At 71.3% G+C, this 19,969-nt stretch carries 14 protein-coding genes; 7 read left to right on the forward strand and 7 right to left on the reverse strand.

The features are described from left to right. Positions 1 to 145 precede the first annotated feature (145 nt). Entirely contained in the window at positions 146 to 2,239 is a 2,094-nt protein-coding gene (gene glgX, locus ABD808_RS36465) for a glycogen debranching protein GlgX (protein ID WP_344907671.1), read from the forward strand. Between the two features lie 15 nt (positions 2,240 to 2,254). After that, a complete protein-coding gene (locus tag ABD808_RS36470) occupies positions 2,255 to 2,974 on the forward strand; it encodes a pyrimidine reductase family protein (RefSeq protein WP_344907398.1) in 720 nt (239 codons plus the stop codon). A gap of 98 nt (positions 2,975 to 3,072) precedes the next feature. Here ABD808_RS36470 and ABD808_RS36475 read toward each other — a convergent pair whose 3' ends face one another. Beyond that, positions 3,073 to 4,257: an RNA-guided endonuclease InsQ/TnpB family protein gene (locus tag ABD808_RS36475; RefSeq protein WP_344907401.1), complete on the reverse strand. Its 1,185-nt coding sequence runs from the start codon at positions 4,255 to 4,257 to the stop codon at positions 3,073 to 3,075. Positions 4,258 to 4,383: 126 nt separating this feature from the next. On the opposite strand from ABD808_RS36475, the gene ABD808_RS36480 reads away from it, so the two are divergent. After that, on the forward strand, positions 4,384 to 5,475 hold the full coding sequence (locus ABD808_RS36480; protein WP_344907404.1) for an ATP-dependent DNA ligase: 1,092 nt from the start codon (positions 4,384 to 4,386) through the stop codon (positions 5,473 to 5,475). A gap of 93 nt (positions 5,476 to 5,568) precedes the next feature. Here ABD808_RS36480 and ABD808_RS36485 read toward each other — a convergent pair whose 3' ends face one another. Then, the gene (locus ABD808_RS36485; protein WP_344907406.1) at positions 5,569 to 7,257 is read right to left on the reverse strand and encodes an alkaline phosphatase D family protein; all 1,689 of its coding nucleotides are present in this window, start codon (positions 7,255 to 7,257) and stop codon (positions 5,569 to 5,571) included. 223 nt (positions 7,258 to 7,480) lie between these two features. Between ABD808_RS36485 and ABD808_RS36490 the strand changes: the two genes are divergently transcribed. After that, the gene (locus ABD808_RS36490; RefSeq protein WP_344907409.1) at positions 7,481 to 9,886 is read left to right on the forward strand and encodes a HelD family protein; all 2,406 of its coding nucleotides are present in this window, start codon (positions 7,481 to 7,483) and stop codon (positions 9,884 to 9,886) included. A 182-nt stretch (positions 9,887 to 10,068) separates the two neighbouring features. Continuing rightward, entirely contained in the window at positions 10,069 to 12,009 is a 1,941-nt protein-coding gene (locus ABD808_RS36495) for a Xaa-Pro dipeptidyl-peptidase (protein ID WP_344907412.1), read from the forward strand. 58 nt (positions 12,010 to 12,067) lie between these two features. Here ABD808_RS36495 and ABD808_RS36500 read toward each other — a convergent pair whose 3' ends face one another. Beyond that, positions 12,068 to 13,738 (reverse strand): flavin monoamine oxidase family protein, encoded by a 1,671-nt coding sequence (locus tag ABD808_RS36500; RefSeq protein ID WP_344907414.1) that lies wholly within the window; start codon positions 13,736 to 13,738, stop codon positions 12,068 to 12,070. Positions 13,739 to 13,941: 203 nt separating this feature from the next. Next, the gene (locus ABD808_RS36505) at positions 13,942 to 15,024 is read right to left on the reverse strand and encodes a DNA polymerase domain-containing protein (protein WP_344907416.1); all 1,083 of its coding nucleotides are present in this window, start codon (positions 15,022 to 15,024) and stop codon (positions 13,942 to 13,944) included. Positions 15,025 to 15,089: 65 nt separating this feature from the next. Between ABD808_RS36505 and msrB the strand changes: the two genes are divergently transcribed. Beyond that, entirely contained in the window at positions 15,090 to 15,491 is a 402-nt protein-coding gene (gene msrB / locus ABD808_RS36510; RefSeq protein WP_344907419.1) for a peptide-methionine (R)-S-oxide reductase MsrB, read from the forward strand. A gap of 56 nt (positions 15,492 to 15,547) precedes the next feature. Here msrB and hemQ read toward each other — a convergent pair whose 3' ends face one another. Together hemQ and hemG are read right to left on the reverse strand one after the other, a co-directional pair. Beyond that, positions 15,548 to 16,258 (reverse strand): hydrogen peroxide-dependent heme synthase, encoded by a 711-nt coding sequence (hemQ, locus tag ABD808_RS36515; RefSeq protein ID WP_344907423.1) that lies wholly within the window; start codon positions 16,256 to 16,258, stop codon positions 15,548 to 15,550. Next, entirely contained in the window at positions 16,255 to 17,688 is a 1,434-nt protein-coding gene (hemG, locus tag ABD808_RS36520) for a protoporphyrinogen oxidase (protein WP_344907425.1), read from the reverse strand. The genes hemQ and hemG overlap by 4 nt, the downstream gene beginning before the upstream one ends. Before the next feature lie 150 nt (positions 17,689 to 17,838). Here hemG and ABD808_RS36525 point away from each other — a divergent pair, with 150 nt between their 5' ends. Beyond that, positions 17,839 to 18,819: a DUF4349 domain-containing protein gene (locus tag ABD808_RS36525; RefSeq protein WP_344907428.1), complete on the forward strand. Its 981-nt coding sequence runs from the start codon at positions 17,839 to 17,841 to the stop codon at positions 18,817 to 18,819. A 29-nt stretch (positions 18,820 to 18,848) separates the two neighbouring features. Here ABD808_RS36525 and hemE read toward each other — a convergent pair whose 3' ends face one another. Continuing rightward, positions 18,849 to 19,883, reverse strand: coding sequence for a uroporphyrinogen decarboxylase (gene hemE, locus ABD808_RS36530; RefSeq protein WP_344907431.1), 1,035 nt, complete (start codon positions 19,881 to 19,883; stop codon positions 18,849 to 18,851). Positions 19,884 to 19,969 lie beyond the last annotated feature (86 nt).

Consider the following 19,969-nt stretch of genomic DNA (forward strand, 5'->3'; position numbering starts at 1 on the left):
AGCTCGTCCGTTGGATGGTGGTGGGTGGGGGCTGGCAGAGGGGCTGCCGAGCGAAGCTCGTCCGTTGGATGGTGGTGGGTGGGGGCTGGAGGACGGTGGGTAGGCCACAATCGTCGGGATGGAATCGGTCGAGGAGTTGGGGCGCATGCGGGAGGTGTGGCCCGGTGACGCCTATCCGCTGGGCGCCACCTGGGACGGCACGGGCACGAACTTCGCGCTGTTCTCGGAGGTGGCGCGGCGCGTCGAGCTGTGCCTGTTCGACGCCGACGGGCGCGAGACGCGACGGGTGCTGCCCGAGGTGGACGGGTTCGTGCGGCACGGCTACCTGCCGGGCGTCGGTCCCGGGCAGTTGTACGGGTACCGGGTGCACGGGCCGTTCGATCCACGCGAGGGGCATCGCTGCAACCCGGCGAAGCTGTTGCTCGACCCGTACGGCAAGGCGGTCGAGGGTGACATCCGCTGGCACGAGTCGCTGTTCTCGTACCGGTTCGCCGATCCGGACGCGCTGAACGAGGACGACAGCGCCCCCTTCATGCCGAAGAACGTGGTCGTCAACCCGTTCTTCGACTGGGGCGACGACCGGCCGCCGCGCGTCCCGTACCACGAGAGCGTCATCTACGAGGCGCACGTGAAGGGCCTGACGAAGCTGCATCCCGGCATCCCGGAGGAGCAGCGCGGCACGTACGCGGGCCTCGCGCATCCGGTGATGATCGACCATCTGCTCGACCTCGGCGTGACGGCCGTGGAGCTGATGCCGGTGCACCAGTCGATTCCCGAGCACGCGCTGGTGGCGCGGGGGCTCGGCAACTACTGGGGCTACAACACGATCGGTTTCTTCGCGCCGCACAACGCCTACGGCTCGTCGGGACGGTCCGGCGACCAGGTGCTGGAGTTCAAGGCGATGGTCCGCGCCCTGCACGAGGCGGGCATCGAGGTCATCCTCGACGTCGTCTACAACCACACCGCCGAGGGCGACCATCTGGGGCCGACGCTGTCGTTCCGTGGCATCGACAACGCGTCCTACTACCGGCTCCGGGACGACGACAAGCGCTACAACCTCGACTACACGGGCTGCGGCAACTCGCTGAACGTGCGGAACCCGCACGCGCTGCAACTCATCATGGACTCGCTGCGCTACTGGATCCTGGAGATGCACGTCGACGGGTTCCGTTTCGACCTGGCGTCGGCGCTGGCGCGCGAGTTGCACGACGTCGACCGGCTCGCCACGTTCTTCGACCTCGTCCAGCAGGATCCGGTCGTCTCGCAGGTGAAGCTCATCGCCGAGCCGTGGGACGTCGGCGAGGGCGGCTACCAGGTCGGCAACTTCCCGCCGCTGTGGACGGAGTGGAACGGCAAGTACCGCGACACGGTCCGCGACTTCTGGCGTGGGTCGTACGCGACGATGCCGGAGTTCGCGTCCCGGTTGACGGGTTCGTCCGACCTGTACGAGCACAGTGCGCGGCGGCCGTTCGCGTCCATCAACTTCGTGACCTGTCACGACGGGTTCACGCTGACCGACCTGGTGTCCTACGACGACAAGCACAACGACGCCAACGGCGAGGACAACCGGGACGGCACCGACGACAACCGGTCGTGGAACTGCGGTGTCGAGGGCCCGAGCCGCGACCCGGCCGTGCTCGCGCTGCGCGCCCGGCAGCGCCGCAACTTCCTGGCGACGTTGTTCCTGTCGCAGGGCGTGCCGATGCTGTCCCACGGCGACGAGCTGGGCCGCACGCAGAAGGGCAACAACAACGCCTACTGCCAGGACGACGAGATCGCCTGGGTCCGGTGGGACGGCTCCGACGACATGGAGTTCGTGCGGGTCCTGTCTCGGCTGCGGCACGACCATCCGGTGTTCCGCCGCCGCCGTTTCTTCACCGGGCGGGGCAGCGGCGCCGCCGCCGACATCGCCTGGCTCACCCCCGCCGGGGACAGCATGACCGACGACGACTGGAACGTCGGGTTCGCGAAGTCGCTCGGCGTGTTCCTCAACGGCGACGCCATCACCGAGCCCGATCCACGGGGACGCCGCGTCCGCGACGACTCGTTCCTCCTGCTGATCAACGCGGGCGCGGAGCCGGTCGAGTTCACGCTCCCGGGCGGCCAGTACGGCGAACGCTGGGAGTTCGCCCTGGACACCGCCGATCCCGGCGCGGTCGACGAGCGTCCGCGCGTCAAGGCCCGCGACACCGTCGAGATCGCCGACCGGTCGCTGACGGTCCTGCGCAGGCTCCCCTAGTAGCGTTGGCCTCCTATGCGAGCCCTCACTCCTGAGCCCGGCGACGTCGATCTCGCCGAGCGGTACGCCTGTCCGTCCGACCGGGTCTGGCTGCGGGCCCAGATGGTCGCGGGACTGGACGGCGCGGCGCAGCGCGACGGGCGCAGCGGCGGCCTCGGCAACGCCGCCGACCGGCACCTGTTCCAGTTGACGCGCGGTCTCGCGGACGTGGTGATCGTCGGCGCGAGCACGGTCCGCGTCGAGGGCTACGGGCCCGTCGAGCCCGCCGAGGAGTGGGGCGACGTGCGGGCGGGGCGGCCGCCCGTCCCGCCGCTGGCCGTCGTGTCGCGCTCCCTCGACTTCGACTTCGACGCGCCGCTCTTCACCGAGGCCGAGGCCAGGACGATCGTGCTGACGCCCGCGTCCGCCGACCCGGCGCGGCTGGCGGCCGCGCGGGAACGCGCCGACGTCATCGTCGCCGGGACCGACTCCCTCGACTTCACCGCCGCCGTCGAACAGCTCGTGGCGCGCGGCCATCGGCGCCTGCTGTGCGAGGGCGGCCCGACCGTCCTCGGACAGGTGGTGGCGGCGGGGCTGCTGGACGAGCTGTGCCTCACGCTGAGCCCGCTGCTGATCGGCGGGGCCCCCACGCGGATCCTGGACGGCCCGCCGGTGCCCGTCCCCCCGGACCTGACCCTCGCGCACGCCCTGCGGGAGGACGATTACCTCTTCCTGCGCTACGCACGCAAACAATAAGCGTCTGACCTACGGGGACCCCGCCCTATCCGATTGTCGGTGGCACCGCGCACTATAGGGGGGTGACTCCTCCGCTCCCCGAAGGGAGCGGCTTCTCGCTAAGCCGCTTCCGCAGCCTGGCGAAGGGCAAGCCCTGCCCTGAGGATGTTGACGGCCGCGTTCACGTCGGCGTGTGCGGTGTGCCCGCACGCCGTGCACGCGAACGCGGCCTGGGTGACGCGGTTCGCCTTCGCGCAGTGCCCGCAATGCGAGCAGGTGCGGGACGTTCCGGCGGGGTTCACCACGATCAGCTCTCGACCGGCGCTTTCAGCCTTGTGCGCGAGGATCGTCAGGAACACCCCCCAACCCGCATCCAGAATCGAACGATTCAACCCCCGCTTCTGCGCCACGTTCCGCCCCGGCTCCTCGACCGTGCCGGACGCCGAACGGGTCATGTTCGCGATCCGCAGGTCCTCGTGCACGATCACGTCATACGCGCGAACCAGCCCCAATGCCGCCTTGTGCGCGCCGTCCAGACGCTGACGCCGCACCCTGGCGTGCAGCGCCGCCACCTTTGCCACCGCCTTGCGGCGCCGCTGCGACCCGCGCTTCTTGCGGGCCAGGTCGCGCTGGGCGCGGGCGAGGCGTTCGGCGGACGCCGCCAGGTGGCGGGGGTTGGCCAGGTGCTCCCCGTCGCTGGTGGTGGCCAGGGACGCCACACCCAGGTCGATCCCGGCTGCCGCGCCCGTGGCGGGAAGCGGGTCGGCGGGCACCTCATCGCACGACAGCACCACGAACCAGCGGCGCCCTTCCCGCTTCGCGCTAATCGTCTTCACCACACCATGGACGGGGCGGTGCCGGTGGACCCGGACGTGCCCGACCCCCTGGAGCCGGACGAACACGGCCGAGGAATGTTGGGGCTGGGAGTCCCACCGGCACCCGTCACCGTCCCGGGGCCAGGTCACCGTGTCGAACCAGCCCCGCCCCTTGAACCGGGGGAACCCCGCCCGCTGCCCGGTTTTGACGCGGCGGAAGAACGCCGCGAACGCCTTGTCCAACCGCCGCAACGTGGCCTGCTGCGAGCAGAACGACCAGCGGCCCTGTCCACCGGCGTCAGCGGCACGGATGTAGGTCAACTCGGCCGACTGGTCTCCGTACCGGACCGAGACCCCGGCCATGCGGTAGGCGGTACGGCGATGCTCAAGGGCTGCGTTGTACAACTGCCGGTGGTCCTCCAGACACGCCGCCAAAGACCCGGCCTGCCGCGCGGTGGGCCGCAGCAGGAACTTGAACGACCTGCGCACACCCACCCCCCCGTGCCAGAACCGGCCCTGCCCAGCCGACGGTACCGGCCCACACCGACAAAACCAGGAGGGAGGGAGCGCGGGTTCCCCGCCTGCTGAAGCAGGCGGGGAACCCGCGCAAACCTGATGGACCTGCCGATCAGTCCGCCGCTGTCGCCGATGCTGGCCAAGGCGGTCAAGACCATGCCCCAGGGCGATCTGCTGTACGAGCCGAAGTGGGACGGGTTCCGCTGCGTCGTGTTCCGCGACGGCGACGAGGTGGAGCTGTCCAGCCGGGGCGAGAAGCCGCTCACCCGGTACTTTCCCGAGCTGGTCGATGCGGTGCGGCGCGAGCTGCCCGAGCGGTGCGTGATCGACGGCGAGATCGTCATGCCGAAGGGCACCCGGCTCGACTTCGACGGCCTCCAGCAGCGCATCCATCCGGCCGCGTCGCGGATCAAGCTGCTGTCGGAGCGGACCCCGGCGTCGTTCGTGGCGTTCGACCTGCTGGCGCTCGGCGACGAGTCGCTGATGGAGGTGCCGCTCGGCGAGCGGCGGCGGCGCCTGGTCGACACGCTGTCCGGGGTCGGGGCGCCGATCCATGTGACGCCCGCGTCCGAGTCGTACGAGCTGGCGCTGCGCTGGTTCGACGAGTTCGAGGGCGCGGGGCTGGACGGCGTCATCGCCAAGCCGCGCGACACCGAGTACCAGCCGGACAAGCGGGTGCTGTTCAAGATCAAGCACGAGCGCACCGCCGACTGCGTGGTGGCGGGGTTCCGCTGGCACAAGTCCGGCCCGATCGTGGGGTCGTTGCTGCTCGGCCTCTACAACGACGAAGGGAATCTCCAGCATGTGGGCGTCGCGGCGTCGTTCACGATGAAACGCCGCGCCGAGCTGGTGGAGGAGCTCCAGCCGTACCGTCTGGACGACCTGTCGGAGCATCCGTGGGCGGAGTGGGCGAGCCAGACGGAGGCGACCGTCGACCGGATGCCGGGCGCGGTGTCCCGCTGGACGGGCAAGAAGGACCTCAGCTGGGTGCCGCTGCGTCCCGACCTGGTGGTGGAGGTGGCGTACGAGGCGATGGAGGGCGACCGGTTCCGGCACACGGCCCGGTTCCGCAACTGGCGGCCGGACCGCACCCCGAAGTCGTGCACGTACGAGCAGTTGGAGGTGCCGGTGGCCTACGACCTGACCGACATCCTCTCCGGCCCGGCGACCTCGCCGCGCGTCGACCGCTGACCCCGCGCCGCGCGCCGCGCGTCGCGCGTCGACCGCTGAGCCGGTGCCGCGCCGGGCGGCACGATCGGCTCGTGCCGCCCGGCGCCGCCTTCATCAGGGCTGGGATTCCTTCCGGAGGGTCTCGCTGATCAGGTCGTCGTCGGCCCGCGCGGCGAGCTTCGGCGCGTCGTAGGGGCGCAGGTAGGTCTGCTTGACGCCGGGCTCGCGGTCCGCGACGACGAACGTCGCCTTCACGGACGCCTCCGCGTCATGCGTCCGGACGGTCGGGAGGGTCTTGAAGTCGGCCTTCATCTCGTCCTTGGTGATCCTTGTCAGGACGTAGCCGCGCTGGTCGTTGTAGAAGCGCAGATGCGGGTTGATCTTGAGGAAGGGCTGGTCGGCGGGGTTGGAGTCCTTGCCGTCGCCGGTGCTGGTGATGGACGAGCACACCAGCTCGGAGCCGATCGTCTTCGAGTCGGGGTCGTCGTAGTTCGCCTTGAGGTCGCTCGCCCAGTGGGCGTGGACGTCGCCGGTGAGCACGACGGGGTTGCGGACGCGGGCGTCCACCCAGCCCTTGGTGATCCGGTCGCGGGACGCGACGTAGCCGTCCCAGGAGTCCATCGAGGTCTTCTTGACGGGCCCGGCGGTGTTGTCGCGCTGGGCGAAGAACACCTGCTGGCCGAGGACGTCCCAGCGGGCGCGGGAGCGGCGGAAGCCGTCCAGCAGCCACCGTTCCTGCCGGTCGCCGGTGATGGAGCGCTTCGGGTCGCTCGCCTCGGGGCAGTCCTTGTAGCCGTCGCCGCAGGCCTGGTCGTCGCGGAACTGGCGGGTGTCGAGCATGTGGAAGTTGGCGAGCTTGCCCCAGGCGACGCGCCGGTAGACCTGGATGTCGGGGCCGCGCGGGATGGACCGGCGGCGCAGCGGCATGTTCTCGTAGTACGCCTGGAACGCGGCGGCGCGGCGGGCGCGGAACGCCTCGGGCGTCGGGGTGTCGGAGCCCGCCTCGGGGACGTCGTCGGCCCAGTTGTTCTCGACCTCGTGGTCGTCGAAGACGACGAGCCACGGCGCGACGGCGTGCGCGGCCTGGAGGTCGTGGTCCGCCTTGTACTGGGCGTGCCGCAGCCGGTAGTTCCCGAGCGTGACGGTCTCGGGGCCCTCGTGGTCGCGGACGTTGCCGCCGGGGATGTTGTAGACGCCCTTCTTGTACTCGTACTGGTAGTCGCCGAGGTGCAGGATCAGGTCGGGGTGCTCTTCGGCGAGACGCCGATACGCGGTGAAGTAGCCGTGCTCGTATTGCGAACACGACACGAACGCCATGGCGAGGGCGGGCCCGTAGGTGCCGACGTCGGGGGCGGTGCGGGTCCGTCCGACCGGGGACACGTGGTTCTCGGCGCGGAAGCGGTACCAGTAGTCGTGGCCGGGGCGCAGGCCGTTCAGCTCGATGTGGACGGAGTGCGCGGAGCCGGGGCGGGCGGCGACGGTGCCACGGCGCTTGATCTTGCGGAAGCGCTCGTCGGAGGAGACCTCCCAGCTGACGGGCACCGTCCGGTTCGGCATGCCGCCGAGCCCGTCCTCGGCGAGGGGGTTGAGGGCCAGCCGCGTCCAGAGGACGAAACCGTCGGGCTCGGGGTCACCGGAGGCGACGCCCAGGGTGAACGGGTCGCCGCTCAGGGTGCGGGGGCTCGGGTCGGCGTGCGCGACGGCGGGGACGACGGAGTTCGCGCCGACGGCGGCGACGGCGGTGGCGAGCCCGCTGGTGACGAGGAAGGTTCGCCGGTTCAGCGGACGTGGGATGTCGGCCATGGGGCTAGCGACCTTTCGGGAGGATCCAGCATCAATCGCCCGAAATCCTGACGAAGGTCGGTGTCCCTGGGGTACCGCCCGGATGACGCCCACCACAACAGAGATGATCTTTTGGGACGTTCCGAAAAGATCGGGTGCGATGGGAGATGGGAGGGTGATAAGGTGGCGACTTACGAACTGCGCACACCAAACCCAATCTATAAACAGGAGTGTAGCACAGGTCATGGGACTCCGTCAAGCGGACGCTGTCAACCCCGAACGCGAGGAAAAATCGCGGGAGGCCGCGATCCGGACCGAGCAGGAGTACGTGTCCCGCGCGTACGCGCGGCTCGACGCCGAACGGGACCGGGCCGAGGCGGCGCTGCGCGCGGGCCCGGCGGCGGGCGGCGGCGGCGCGTTCCAGGCCAGGGTCGAGAGCGGCGTCGCCACCGACGAGGCCGCCCGCCGGCTCGCCCGGCTCGGCGGCGTCGAGCACGGCCTGTGCTTCGGCCGGATCGACCACCGCGCGGGCGTCGACGGCCCCGGCGACACGTTCTACATCGGCCGCGTCGGCCTGCGCGACGAGGACCGCGAGCCCCTCCTGATCGACTGGCGCGCCACCGCGGCCCGCCCGTTCTACACCGCGACCCCCGGCGCGCCCGGCACCCTCGCCCGCCGCCGCCACCTGCACCTGCGCGACCGGGAGGTCGTCCGGCTGGACGACGAGGTGTTCGACCTGGAGGGCCTGGCCGAGTCCGAGCGGCGCGGCATCGTCGGGGAGGCCGCTCTGCTCGCCACACTCCGCCGCGCCCGGACGGGCCGGATGAGCGACGTCGTCGCCACCATCCAGGAGGAGCAGGACCAGGTGATCCGCTCCGGCCTGCACGGCGTGCTCGTCGTGCAGGGCGGCCCCGGCACCGGCAAGACCGTCGCCGCGCTGCACCGGGCCGCGTACCTGCTCTACACGCACCGGGACGTACTGGAACGGCGCGGCGTCCTCGTCGTCGGCCCGAACACCACGTTCCTGCGCTACATCGAGCAGGTGCTTCCCGGCCTGGGCGAGACCGACGTCGTGCTGGCCACGGTCGGCGAGTTGCACCCGGGCCTGAAGGCCACCGCCTCGGACCGGCCCGACGTCGCCGTCGTCAAGGGCGACCTGCGCATGGCCGACCTGGTGGCGGAGGCCGTCCGCGACCGGCAGCGCGTCCCGGCGGACGGCCTGCGCGTCACCACCGACGGCCTCACCCTCACCGTCGACGCCGAGACGTGCGAACGGGCCCGCGACCGCGCCCGCGCGCTGCGCCTGCCCCACAACGTGCAGCGGCGCCGGTTCGTCCACGACCTCCTGGAGGCGCTCGCCGTCGACCGCGCCGAGCAGTACGACCGCATCGTGGACGAGCCGCTGGAGGAGATGGCCAAGAACGGCGGCCTGCCCGCCTGGCTCCAGGAGCTCATCGACGAGGCCGCCGACGAACCCCTCCTGGACGAGACAGAACTCCGCATGGCCAAGGAGACCCTCTGGCACGACCCGGACGTCCGCGCCGCCCTCGACGCGCTCTGGCCGGAACTGACACCCGAGGGCCTCCTCACCGACCTCTACACCGACCCGGACGAACTCGCCCGTCTGGGCACGCACGCTGGGCTGGACCCTGCCGAATGGGCGCTTCTGCGCCGTCCGTCCTACGCCCCATGGACCGTCTCGGACGTCCCCCTCCTGGACGAGGCCGCCGACCTCCTCGGCGCCGACGACTCCGCCGAACGGGCCCGCAAGCGCGCCGCCGACGCCGAACGCGAGCAGGAGGAGCTGTACGCCCGCGAGGTCATCGAATCGACCGGCGTCGCCGAGCTCGACATGGTCACCGCGAGCGACCTGGCCGACCGCCACCAGTACGACGGCCCGCCGCTCACCACCGCGCAGCGGGCCCTCGCCGACCGCGAATGGGCCTACGGCCACGTGATCGTCGACGAGGCGCAGGAGCTGTCGGCGATGGCGTGGCGGACGGTGATGAAACGCGTCCCGACCCGGTCCCTGACGGTCGTCGGCGACATCGCCCAGACCGGGAGCGCCGCCGGGGCCGCGTCCTGGGGCCAGATGCTCGACCGTTACGTCCCGGGTCGCTGGCGCGAGCAACGCCTCCTGGTCAACTACCGCACCCCGGCCGCCATCATGCGGGTCGCGGCGGACGTCCTGGCCGCCGTCGCCCCGGACCAGGTCCCGCCCGAGCCCGTCCGCGACGACGGCCCGCCGCCCACGGCGGTCGCGATGCCGGTCACCGACCTCGCGTACCTCGTGCAGGCGGAGCTGTCGCGCATCGCCGCCGACTCCCCCGGCGACCTCGGCGGCACGTTCACCGAGGGACGCCTCGCCGTCATCGCGTCCGCGACGGCCCACCCGCTCGTCCTGGACGCCGTCCAGGACGCCGCCGCCGGGGCGACCCCGGAGGCCCTCGACTCCCCCGCCGTCATCCTGACCACCGAGGAGGCCAAGGGCCTGGAGTTCGACTCCGTCATCGTCGTCGACCCGGCGGGCATCCTCGCCCAGGGTGTCAAGGGCGGCCACGACCTCTACGTCTCCCTGACCCGCGCCACGCGCCGCCTGACCGTCGTCCACGACAACGACCTCCCAGAGATCCTGTCGGCGCTCGTCTGATGGGCGGCCGTGTCAAGCGCGTCTGGTGGGAAAAGGCAAGGGCAGAGCGTGCCTGATTTCTCGGCGAGCGGTGCTCTTTACGCCATGGTCCGCGGCGAGGACCCTGTGCCCCCGTAGAGATCATTCTTCTTCGTGGGAGGTGCGGGTTGGCCAGGCGATCCCTGAGACGGACCCGGCGGACGATGACGGTGGCCGTGCTGACCGGCGCGGCGCTCACCGCGGCGGGCGGGGCCACGGCGCTCGCCCAGGCGTCCCCCAAGATCGTGGTGAGGCACGGCGTCACCCAGCCGGTCTTCTCCTACAAGGACGCGATCCGCGAGCACGTGTACGTCGAGTCGCCCGTCGACAGCGACGCGGACGGCAAACCCGACCGCGTCAACGTGGACATCATCCGGCCCAAGGAGACCGAGCAGGGTCTCAAGGTGCCGGTGATCATGGACGAGAGCCCGTACTACGACAACGCCGGGCGGGGCAACGAGAGCGAGCGCAAGACCTACGACGCGAACGGGAATCCGTCGAAGTTCCCGCTCTACTACGACAACTACTTCGTCCCGCGCGGGTACGCGTTCCTCGCGGTCGACATGGTGGGGACGACCAAGTCCGACGGGTGCCCGGTGAGCGGCGGCCCGAGCGACGTCCTCGGCGGCAAGGCGGTCATCGACTGGCTGAACGGGCGCGCCAAGGCGTTCCGGCCGGACGGCAAGCCGGTGGAGGCGACCTGGACGACCGGCCGCACCGGCATGATCGGCAAGTCCTATGACGGGACGCTCGCCAACGGCGTCGCCTCGACCGGCGTGCAGGGCCTGGAGACGATCGTGCCGATCGCCGGGATCAGCGGCTGGTACAACTACAGCCGCATGAACGGCGTGGTGTACCAGGCCAACGAGCAACCCTGGCTCTCCGACTACGTCGACACGGACCCGCCCGCGAAGTGCGCCGCCGTCCGCGCCCAGCTCGGCGAGGACGAGGAGGACGAGACCGGCAACTACAACGACTACTGGAAGACGACCGACTACCGCGACGGCACCATCGGCAATGTCGACAAGGTCCGCGCCAGTATCTTCGCCTACCACGGCGTCAACGACCTGAACGTGAAGGACGACAACTTCGCGCTCTGGTGGAAGGCGCTGGCGAAGCGCGGCGTCGAGCGGAAGGTGTGGCTGTCGCAGCGCGGCCACGTCGACCCGTTCGACATCCGGCGGGACGACTGGGTGGACACCCTGCACAAGTGGTTCGACCACGAGCTGCTCAACGTCCGCAACCGGGTGATGGACGAGCCGCGGGCCGACATCGAGATCGGGCCCGACCAGTGGATCACGCAGGAGGACTGGCCGTCCCCCGCCGCCAGCGCCGTCACGTTGCGGCCCGCCGCCGACGGGTCGCTCGGCCCGGCGCAGGCGCCGGAGGGGGCGACCGCGTCGTTCACCGACGCGCCCGGATCGGGACGCACGGGCACCCCGGAAGGCCAGATGGTCAGCGACCCGGGGACGGCGAAGGCGTTCCGGTCCGCGTTCGTGTCGGGACCGTTGCCCGACACGTCCCGCCTGTCCGGGACGCCCAGCGCGAGCCTGCGGATCAAGCTGGACAAGCCGACGGCCAACCTGACGGCACTGCTCGTCGACTACGGCGACGACACCCGCGTCGACTACCTCGGCGACGGCGCGGGCATCCGCACCCTCACCACCGAGGACTGCCACGGTGAGGCCACCGCCGCCGACGACGGCTGCTACAAGAAGACGCAGGTCACCACGGTGAGGTCGGCGGTGAACGTGGTCGCCCGCGGGTGGCTCGACGCCCAGAACCACCAGTCGCTCAGCGACCCGACGCCGCTGGTGCCCGGCCGCTACTACGACGTCCGTTGGGAGACGCTCAGCCAGGAGTACGTGTTGAAGAAGGGGCACCGCCTCGGGCTGATCCTGGCGGGGACGGACTCCGACTACAACATCGAGACCGCGACCGGGGCCAAGGTGACGGTGGACCTGCACGGCAGCTCCATCAGCGTCCCGCTGGTCGCGGGTGGACGCCACCACCACGGCGGCGGCGCGCTCGTGCCGCAGGCGGTGACGCCGTGGCGCGGGCCGTCCAACGTCACGCTGCCCGTCCAGGAACGCCAGTTCCGCTGACACGCCGACGAGGCCGCCGCTCCCGCGTGGGGCGGCGGCCTCGCCGTGCCGGGTCCGGTCAGCCGCCGGTCGTCACCCGCCGCGAGTCGGGCACCCGCCGCACGGTCACGTGGCGCCGTCGATCACCGTGCAGGGCGTTGAAGGCCCATTCGGCGGACATCATCGCGCCCTCCTGCCAGCCGGGCAGGGGGCAGATCTGGTCGCCGATCACCATGACGTTCCCGTGCCCCTGGACGTTCATCAGGGTCTCGTACATCTCCCGGTGCTCGGCGATGGTGCGGTCCCAGTCGGCCCAGGCACCGAGCTGGTAGGGCACCTTGTGCCAGGCGACGGACATGCCCTGCCGTTCGGGGACGATGGACCGGTCGGCGAACTCGCCGTGCAGCTTCGTCCCGGCCTCACGGGACACTCGCAACCGTTCGGCGTGGGAGTAGTCGCCGAACTTCTGCCCACTGCTGTAGGAACTGTAGGCGCCCATCAGGACGCCCTTGTCCGTGCGCGAGAAAATGTCGTGGGACGGGTACCAGAACTGCACGACCTCGGTGTCGACACGGCTGATGCCGCCCTGGATCCTGTACTTCTCCGATTCCCAGAACCGCCGGTTCGCCTGCCATCCGAGCTTGCACGAGGGCACGAACTGGACGCCCGCGACGGCGCGGGCGAAGGCGGCGGAGAACCCGGCGAGTTCGACGCCCTGCCTGAGCACCGGGACGGGGATGCTGCTCAGGCAGTAGTCGAACGTCCTGTCGTGCTCGCCGTCGGCGTCCTTCCAGGCGACCCGCACTCCGTCGTCGGAGGATCGGATGGCGTGGACGGGCGCGTTGAGCGTGATGGTCCGGGCGGGCAGGGCGGCGGCGAGCCGGTGGACGATGCCGTCCATTCCGCCGACCGGCTGGAACATGGAGGGCTTGTAACCGTAGTCAAGGTCCTCGTAGAAGCGGTTCGTCCAGTATTCGCTTTCCAAGATGTCGGTCAAAGCGAGCGGGTCGAGTTTCGTCGCGGTCTTGTCGATGTCGAGCGGCGCGCCGAGCCCGGAGCGCAACGACCCCTTGTATCCGTGGTCGGTCGTGTCGAGGTCGCCGAAATAGTCCAGCAGGGCCAGCAGGCTGGCGCGCTGGGGCTCGCTGAGCCCGCCGCTGTCCGCGAGGCCCTTCTCGACGGCCGCCGCGGCGAGTTCCGCGACATAGCCGCGAACATCGTTGGAGAGCCTCGTGTGCGTCACGGGCGCGCCCTGCCACGCGTCGTCGGTCCGGTAGAAGTTCTCGGCGGTCCCCATGAGGAACGGTTCGAGTGGAACGCCGAGCCTGCGGCACGTCCCGATGACCCGGTACTGGTCGTTTCCGATGCGGGCCGGGCCGAGGTTGGCGTACAGGCCGCGGTCGAACCGGCAGGTCTGGGTGCGGGCGGACCCGTCCGCCCACACCTCGGTGATGCTGGCGCCGCGCCGGGCGGTGAAACTGCGGCCGCCGACGCGGCCCTGCGCCTCAAGGACGGTGACCCGATACCCGGCCTCGATGAACTTGTGGGCGGCGGTCAGCCCGCTGACCCCGGCGCCGAGGATCGCGACGGTCTTGCCACGCCCCTTCTTGCTCGGCGGCGCGAACAACCCGGAGGGTTCGGTCGCCGCGTGCGCCGGAGCGATCCCGGCCATGACCTGTAGCAGGGTGGCGCCGGCGGCCATGCCGAGAAACGTGCGGCGCGATGAGCCGTTGTGCGGCTGGTCCATCATGCTCCTTCTGGGAGACTGCGACGGAAAGACGTGAACGCAAGCACGGTAAGTGACCGCAAGCGTTCACTGATAGGCGCGCACAATGGCCTTTTTGATCACGTACCGCGACACGCACAGCTCACGGCATGACAACTGGAACGTCCGGAACCGGCCAGGGTAATTAGCGCACAAAACAAACCCGGTTTTCGGCCCGGCGCCTACGGTCAGCGGTTGTCGGTGTCCTTGCTCGGCTGGACCCGCTTCGGCTCTCCCGGCATCTTCGGGTAGTTCGGGGGGTACGGCATGTCGCCCAGGCCGTGGTCGCGTTCGTCGCGGTCGGCGAGATCGAGCAGGCCCTCCAGGGAGAACGCCGTGTCGTCGATGGCGGCGTGCAGGTCGCCCAGTTCGGCGAAACGGGCGGGCATGGTGGCGATCGTGAAGTCGTGCGGGCCGATGTCGGGCAGTTCGTCCCAGGTCACCGGGGCCGAGACGGCGGCGTCCGGAACGGGGCGGACGCTGTAGGCGGACGCGATCGTTCTGTCACGGGCATTCTGGTTGTAGTCCACAAATACCTGTTCCCCCCTTTCCTCTTTCCACCATTTGGTGGTGACCTCGGCGGGGGCGCGGCGCTCCACCTCGCGGCCGAACGCGAGGGCGGCGCGGCGGACCGCGGTGAACGACCAGCGGGGCTCGATCCGCACGTAGATGTGCACGCCGCCCTTGCCGGACGTCTTGACGAACCCGGTCAGCCCCAGCTCGTCGAGCAGCTCGCGGGCGGGCCCGAGCGCGACGCGGACGGCGTCGGAGAAGTCGGTGCCGGGCTGCGGGTCGAGGTCGATGCGCAGCTCGTCGGGATGGTCGACGTCGCCGTCCCGGACGGGCCAGGGATGGAACGTCAGCGTGCCCAGGTTCGCCGCCCAGGCGATCACGGCGACCTCCGTCGGGCGGACCTCGTCGGCGGAACGGCCGCTGGGGAACGCGATGCGGGACGTCCGCACCCAGTCGGGCGCGCCCTTCGGCACCCGCTTCTGGTAGAACGCGTCGGACTTGCCCGCGCCCATGCCCGCCTGGCCGCGCGCGTAGTCCTCCCGGGTGGCCATGCGGGCGCCCTCGAAGACGCCCGCGGGCCAGCGCTCCAGCGTCGTCGGACGGTCGCGCGTGGCGCGCAGGATGCCCTCCCCCACGGCGATGTAGTACTCGACGAGCCGCCGCTTGGTGTAGCCGGGCTCAGGAAAGTAGATCTTGTCGGGGTTCGACACCTTGACGAGCCGATCCCCGACCGGGATCTCGATGAAGGGCGAGGCCATGCATGCACGTTAACCCACAGGTCGGACACCACACCTCCACCCGTCCGCCGGGTACCGTCGAAGGCATGGACAAGATCCGCAAGAGCGAGGAAGAGTGGCGGGCGCGGCTCAGCCCCGAGGAGTTCCACGTGCTGCGGGAGGCGGGCACCGAGAAGCCCTTCACGGGCGAGTACACCGACACCAAGACGGTCGGCGTGTACCGGTGCCGCGCCTGCGGGACGGAGCTGTTCCGTTCGGAGACCAAGTTCGAGAGCCACTGCGGCTGGCCGTCGTTCTACGCGCCGTCCGACTCCGACATGGTCACCCTGATCGAGGACCGTTCGCTCGGCACGGTCCGCACCGAGGTGCGGTGCGCGGTCTGCGACTCGCACCTCGGCCACGTGTTCCACGGCGAGGGGTACGACACCCCCACCGACGACCGGTACTGCATCAACTCGGTCTCGCTCACCCTCGAACCCGCCGAATAGCGCCCGGACGCCTGGGCACCTGGGCACCTGGGCACCTGGGCACCTGGGCGACCGTCCTACGCGAGGCCCGCCACGAGCTCGGAGACGGGCTTGCGGCGGCCCGTGTAGAACGGGACCTCCTCGCGGGTGTGCAGCCTGGCCTTGGCGCCGCGCAGGTGGCGCATCAGGTCGACGATGCGGTGCAGCTCGTCGGCCTCGAACGCCAGCATCCACTCGTAGTCGCCGAGCGCGAACGCCGACACCGTGTTCGCGCGGACGTCGGGGTACTCGCGGGCCATCTTGCCGTGCTCGGCGAGCATCTGGCGGCGCTCCCCGTCATCCAGCAGGTACCACTCGTACGACCGGACGAACGGGTACACGCACACGTAGGCGCGCGGCTCCTCGTCGGCGAGGAACGCCGGGATGTGGCTCTTGTTGAACTCCGCCGGGCGGTGCAGCGCCATCTGCGACCACACCGGCTCGCTCGCGCGGCCGAGAGCCGTCCGGCGGAACCGGGTGTAGACCTCCTGGAGGTCGTCGGAGGTGGGCGCGTGCCACCAGAACATGTAGTCGGCGTCGGCGCGCAGGCCCGCGACGTCGTAGGCGCCGCGCGTGGTGACGTCCTTCTGGGCGGCCTGGTCGAGGACCTCCTGGACCTCGGCCGCGTAGTTCGGACGGGCCGAACCCGGCGTGCCCTTGATCCGGAAGACCGACCACATCGTGTAGCGGATGACGTCGTTGAGTTCGCGCGCCTTCGGCCGATCGGGCTTGCCCGCCTGCTCCGTCATTGCTCTGCTCCTTCTCGGCTGCACAGGTCGTCCAGGATCCGGGTGGCCGCGGCGCGCGCGGAGGCGATGCACGCGGGGACGCCCAGGCCGTCGTAGGCGGCGCCCGCGACGGCGAGGCCCGGCTCCGCGGCGACCGCGGCCCGGATGGCGGCCACGCGGTCGGCGTGGCCCACGTTGTACTGCGGGAGCCCGCCGCCCCACCGGGAGACGCGGCTCTCGGCGGGCGCCTCGGTGACGCCGCACGTCGCGGCCAGCTCCGCCCGCGCGATGGCGGCCAACTCGGCGTCGGACCGCTGCAACGTGCGCTCCTCACCGAACCGGCCGATGGAGCAGCGCACCGCGATGACGTCGGGGTCGCCGTCACGCAGGTGAGGCCATTTTATCGAGCTGAAGGTGACGGCCTTGACGCCTTTGCCGCCCCGGCGCGGATCACTTTCGACGGCCGGGACGAGGTAGCCGCTGCCCTTGGGGAGGCGCGGGAACGCGCTCGTCCGGTAGGCGAGCGTGACGATCGCCATGCTCGCGTACTCGATGCCCGCGAGCTGCCGGGCGGCGGCGGGCACCTCGGCGGCGAGCAGGCGGGACGCGGGCGCCGCCGGGACCGCGATCACCACGGCGTCGGCGTCCAGGTACTCGGGGTCGCGGGTGGGGCCGATGGTGAGGCGCCAGCCGCCGTCCCTGCGGCGCAGTTCGCGGACGGTCGCGCCGGTCCGCACCGTTCCCCCGGCGGCGACGACGTCGTCCGCGACGAGCTGCGGGAGAGCGCCGAGACCGCCGGGCAGGGTGGCGAACACGGGCCCCTGGTTCGTCGGAGCAGCGTCCCGGACGCCCCGCACGGCGCCGATCAGCGACCGGTTGGTGCGGGCGGCGGCGGCGACGCCGGGCAGCGTCGCCTCGAACGACAGCAGGTCGGCGCGGCCCGCGTACACGCCGCCGAGCAGCGGCTCGACGAGCCGGTCGACGACCTCGCGGCCCAGCCTCGCGCCGATGAAGGACGCGACGGACACGTCGTCCCCGTGCGGCGTCTCCGGCAGGACGAGGTCGAGCGGGACGCGCGCCAGCCCCGCCGGGGACAGCACCCGCGACGCGGCGAGCGCCCGCAGATCGGCCGGAACGCCCATCACCTGCCCCGCCGGGAACCGCCGCAGCGCGCCGCGACTGTAGATCGCCGAGGACGTGGTGCCGGGATGCACGAGGTCGTCGCCCCGGCCCAGTTCGTCCACCAGGTCGAGCCCCTCGGGACGGCGGGCCAGCATCGCCTCGGCGCCCTCGTCGACCGGGATCCCGGCGATCTCGCTGACCCGCAGCTTGCCGCCGATCCGCGGGGAGCCCTCCAGCACGGTGACGCGCACGCCGCTCCGGGCGAGCACGCGCGCGGCGGACAGCCCGGCGATGCCGCCCCCGACGACGACGGCGTGGGACGTGGACATGTCCCCCAGCCTCCCAGACGTCCCGCCGGTCCGCGCACCGGGTCCCCTCACGGTCCACTCGCGCGCCGTGACTCCGGTGTGCCCTCTTCGTTCCCGTATCGCTACGGGTTCGGGGGGAACGGTGACGCAGGTCACCGACGTCCAAGCCCCATGCGGATCGTCAGAAATGCGGCATACGTCCTGGCAGTGCTCTCGCTGGCCGGGACGCTGACCGCATGCAGCGGCAGCGGTGACAGCGACTCCGGTGGCACGTCGAGCGTGAACCGGCAGAACGCCGCCGCGCCCGCCGCCCCGAGCAGCGCGCGGGCGGGCGAGAAGGGTCAGGACACCGGCGAGCGGAAGCGGAACACGCCGAACGCGCCGCTGGCCGCCGCGCGCGAGGTCGTCCACACCGCGACCCTCCGGGTCAGGGCCGACGATGTGGAGGCCGCCGCCGCCAAGGCCAAGCAGCTCGTCACGGCGGCGGGCGGATACGTCGAGAAGGAGTCGACGTCCAGCGACCACGGCTGCTGCGGGTCGTCGACCGGCCGCTCCGGGGACCGCTCCGAGATCGCGCTGAAGATCCCCGCCACGCGCTACCCGGACGTCCTGAACGCGCTCGGCACCCAGCTCGGCACGAAGCTGTCGCTGACCCAGGAGGCCGACGACGTCACCGGCGAGGTCGCCGACGTGGCGGCCCGCGTCCGGTCCGCCCAGGCGACGCTCGCCTCGTTCCGCAAGCTGCTCGACAAGGCGACCTCGGTGAGCGAGATCATCAGCATCGAGAACGAGATCGCCGAGCGGGAGGCCGACCTGGAGGCGCTCCAGGCCCGCGAGAAGACGCTCCGGAACAGCACCGCGTTCGCGACCGTGACGGTCACGCTCGTCAGCAAGGCGCCGCCGCCCGTCAAGAAGGACGACGAGCGCGGCGGGTTCGTCGGCGCGCTCGGCGACGGCTGGCACGCCTTCACCGCGTTCCTCGGCGGCCTCGCCGTCCTGCTGGGCTGGCTGCTGCCCTTCCTCGTCACGATCGCGGTGCTAGGCGTCCCGGTGCTGGTGTTCCGGCGCCGCCTGCGCGTCGCGTTCGAGGCGACGACGGGCCGCTGGACCGGGCGCGTGAAGCGCCCGCAGAACCCGCCGCCGACCGGCTGAGCCGGGCCGTCTGAACTGAGCCCGCTGAGCTAGGCCGTGCCCTCCGCGCTCGCCTCGTGGACGAGGTCCACGAGGCGGGCCAGCACGTCCGGGTCGGTGGACGGCAGGACGCCGTGCCCCAGGTTGAAGATGTGGCCCTCGGCGGTGCGGCCCCGGGCGAGCACGTCGCGGGCGCGGCGCTCCACGACCTCCCACGGCGCGAACAGGATCGCCGGGTCGAGGTTGCCCTGCAACGCCTTGCCGGGGTCGACGCGGCGGACGGCGTCGTCCAGCGGCACCCGCCAGTCGACGCCGACGACGTCGGCCCCCGCCTCGCCCATCAGGCCGAGCAGTTCGCCCGTCCCGACGCCGAAGTGGATGCGCGGGACGCCGAGCGACTCGATCTCGGCGAAGACGCGGCGGGTGTGCGGCAGCACCGAGGCGCGGTAGTCCTGCGCGGCGACGGCGCCGACCCACGAGTCGAACACCTGCACGGCGCTCGCCCCGGCCGCGACCTGCACCTTCAGGAACGCGATCGTGAGGTCGGCGAGACGCTCCATGAGCGCCGACCACAGCTCGGGCTCGCCGTACATCATGGCCTTGGTGCGCTCGTGGTTCTTGGACGGCCCGCCCTCGATCAGGTACGAGGCCAGCGTGAACGGCCCGCCCGCGAAGCCGATCAGCGGGGTCGAGCCCAGCTCACCGACCAGGGCGCCGACGGCCTCGGTCACGTAGGGGACGTCGCCCGGTTCGAGCGGGCGCAGCGTGGACAGGCCCGCCGCGTCCCGGATCGGGTCGGCGATGACCGGCCCGACGCCCGGCTTGATGTCGAGGTCCACGCCGATGGCCCGCAGCGGCACCATGATGTCGCTGTAGAAGACCGCGGCGTCCACCGCGTACCGGCGCACCGGCTGCATGGTGATCTCGACGATCAGGTCGGGGCGGGCGCAGGACTCCAGCATCGGGACGCCCTCGCGGACCCGCAGGTACTCCGGGAGCGAGCGTCCGGCCTGTCGCATGAACCAGACCGGGGTGTGCGGCACCGGGCGACGGCGGCAGGCCAGCAGAAAGGGGCTCTCAGTCACCTTGCGATGGTCCCACGGATCCGATGGTGAGAAAGCACGGGAAGGACGCGCGGAGCGGCACGAACTTCCGGACACGCCGAGCGAAG

It is taken from the genome of Actinomadura meridiana, assembly GCF_039537545.1.
Classification (GTDB): Bacteria; Actinomycetota; Actinomycetes; order Streptosporangiales; family Streptosporangiaceae; genus Spirillospora; species Spirillospora meridiana.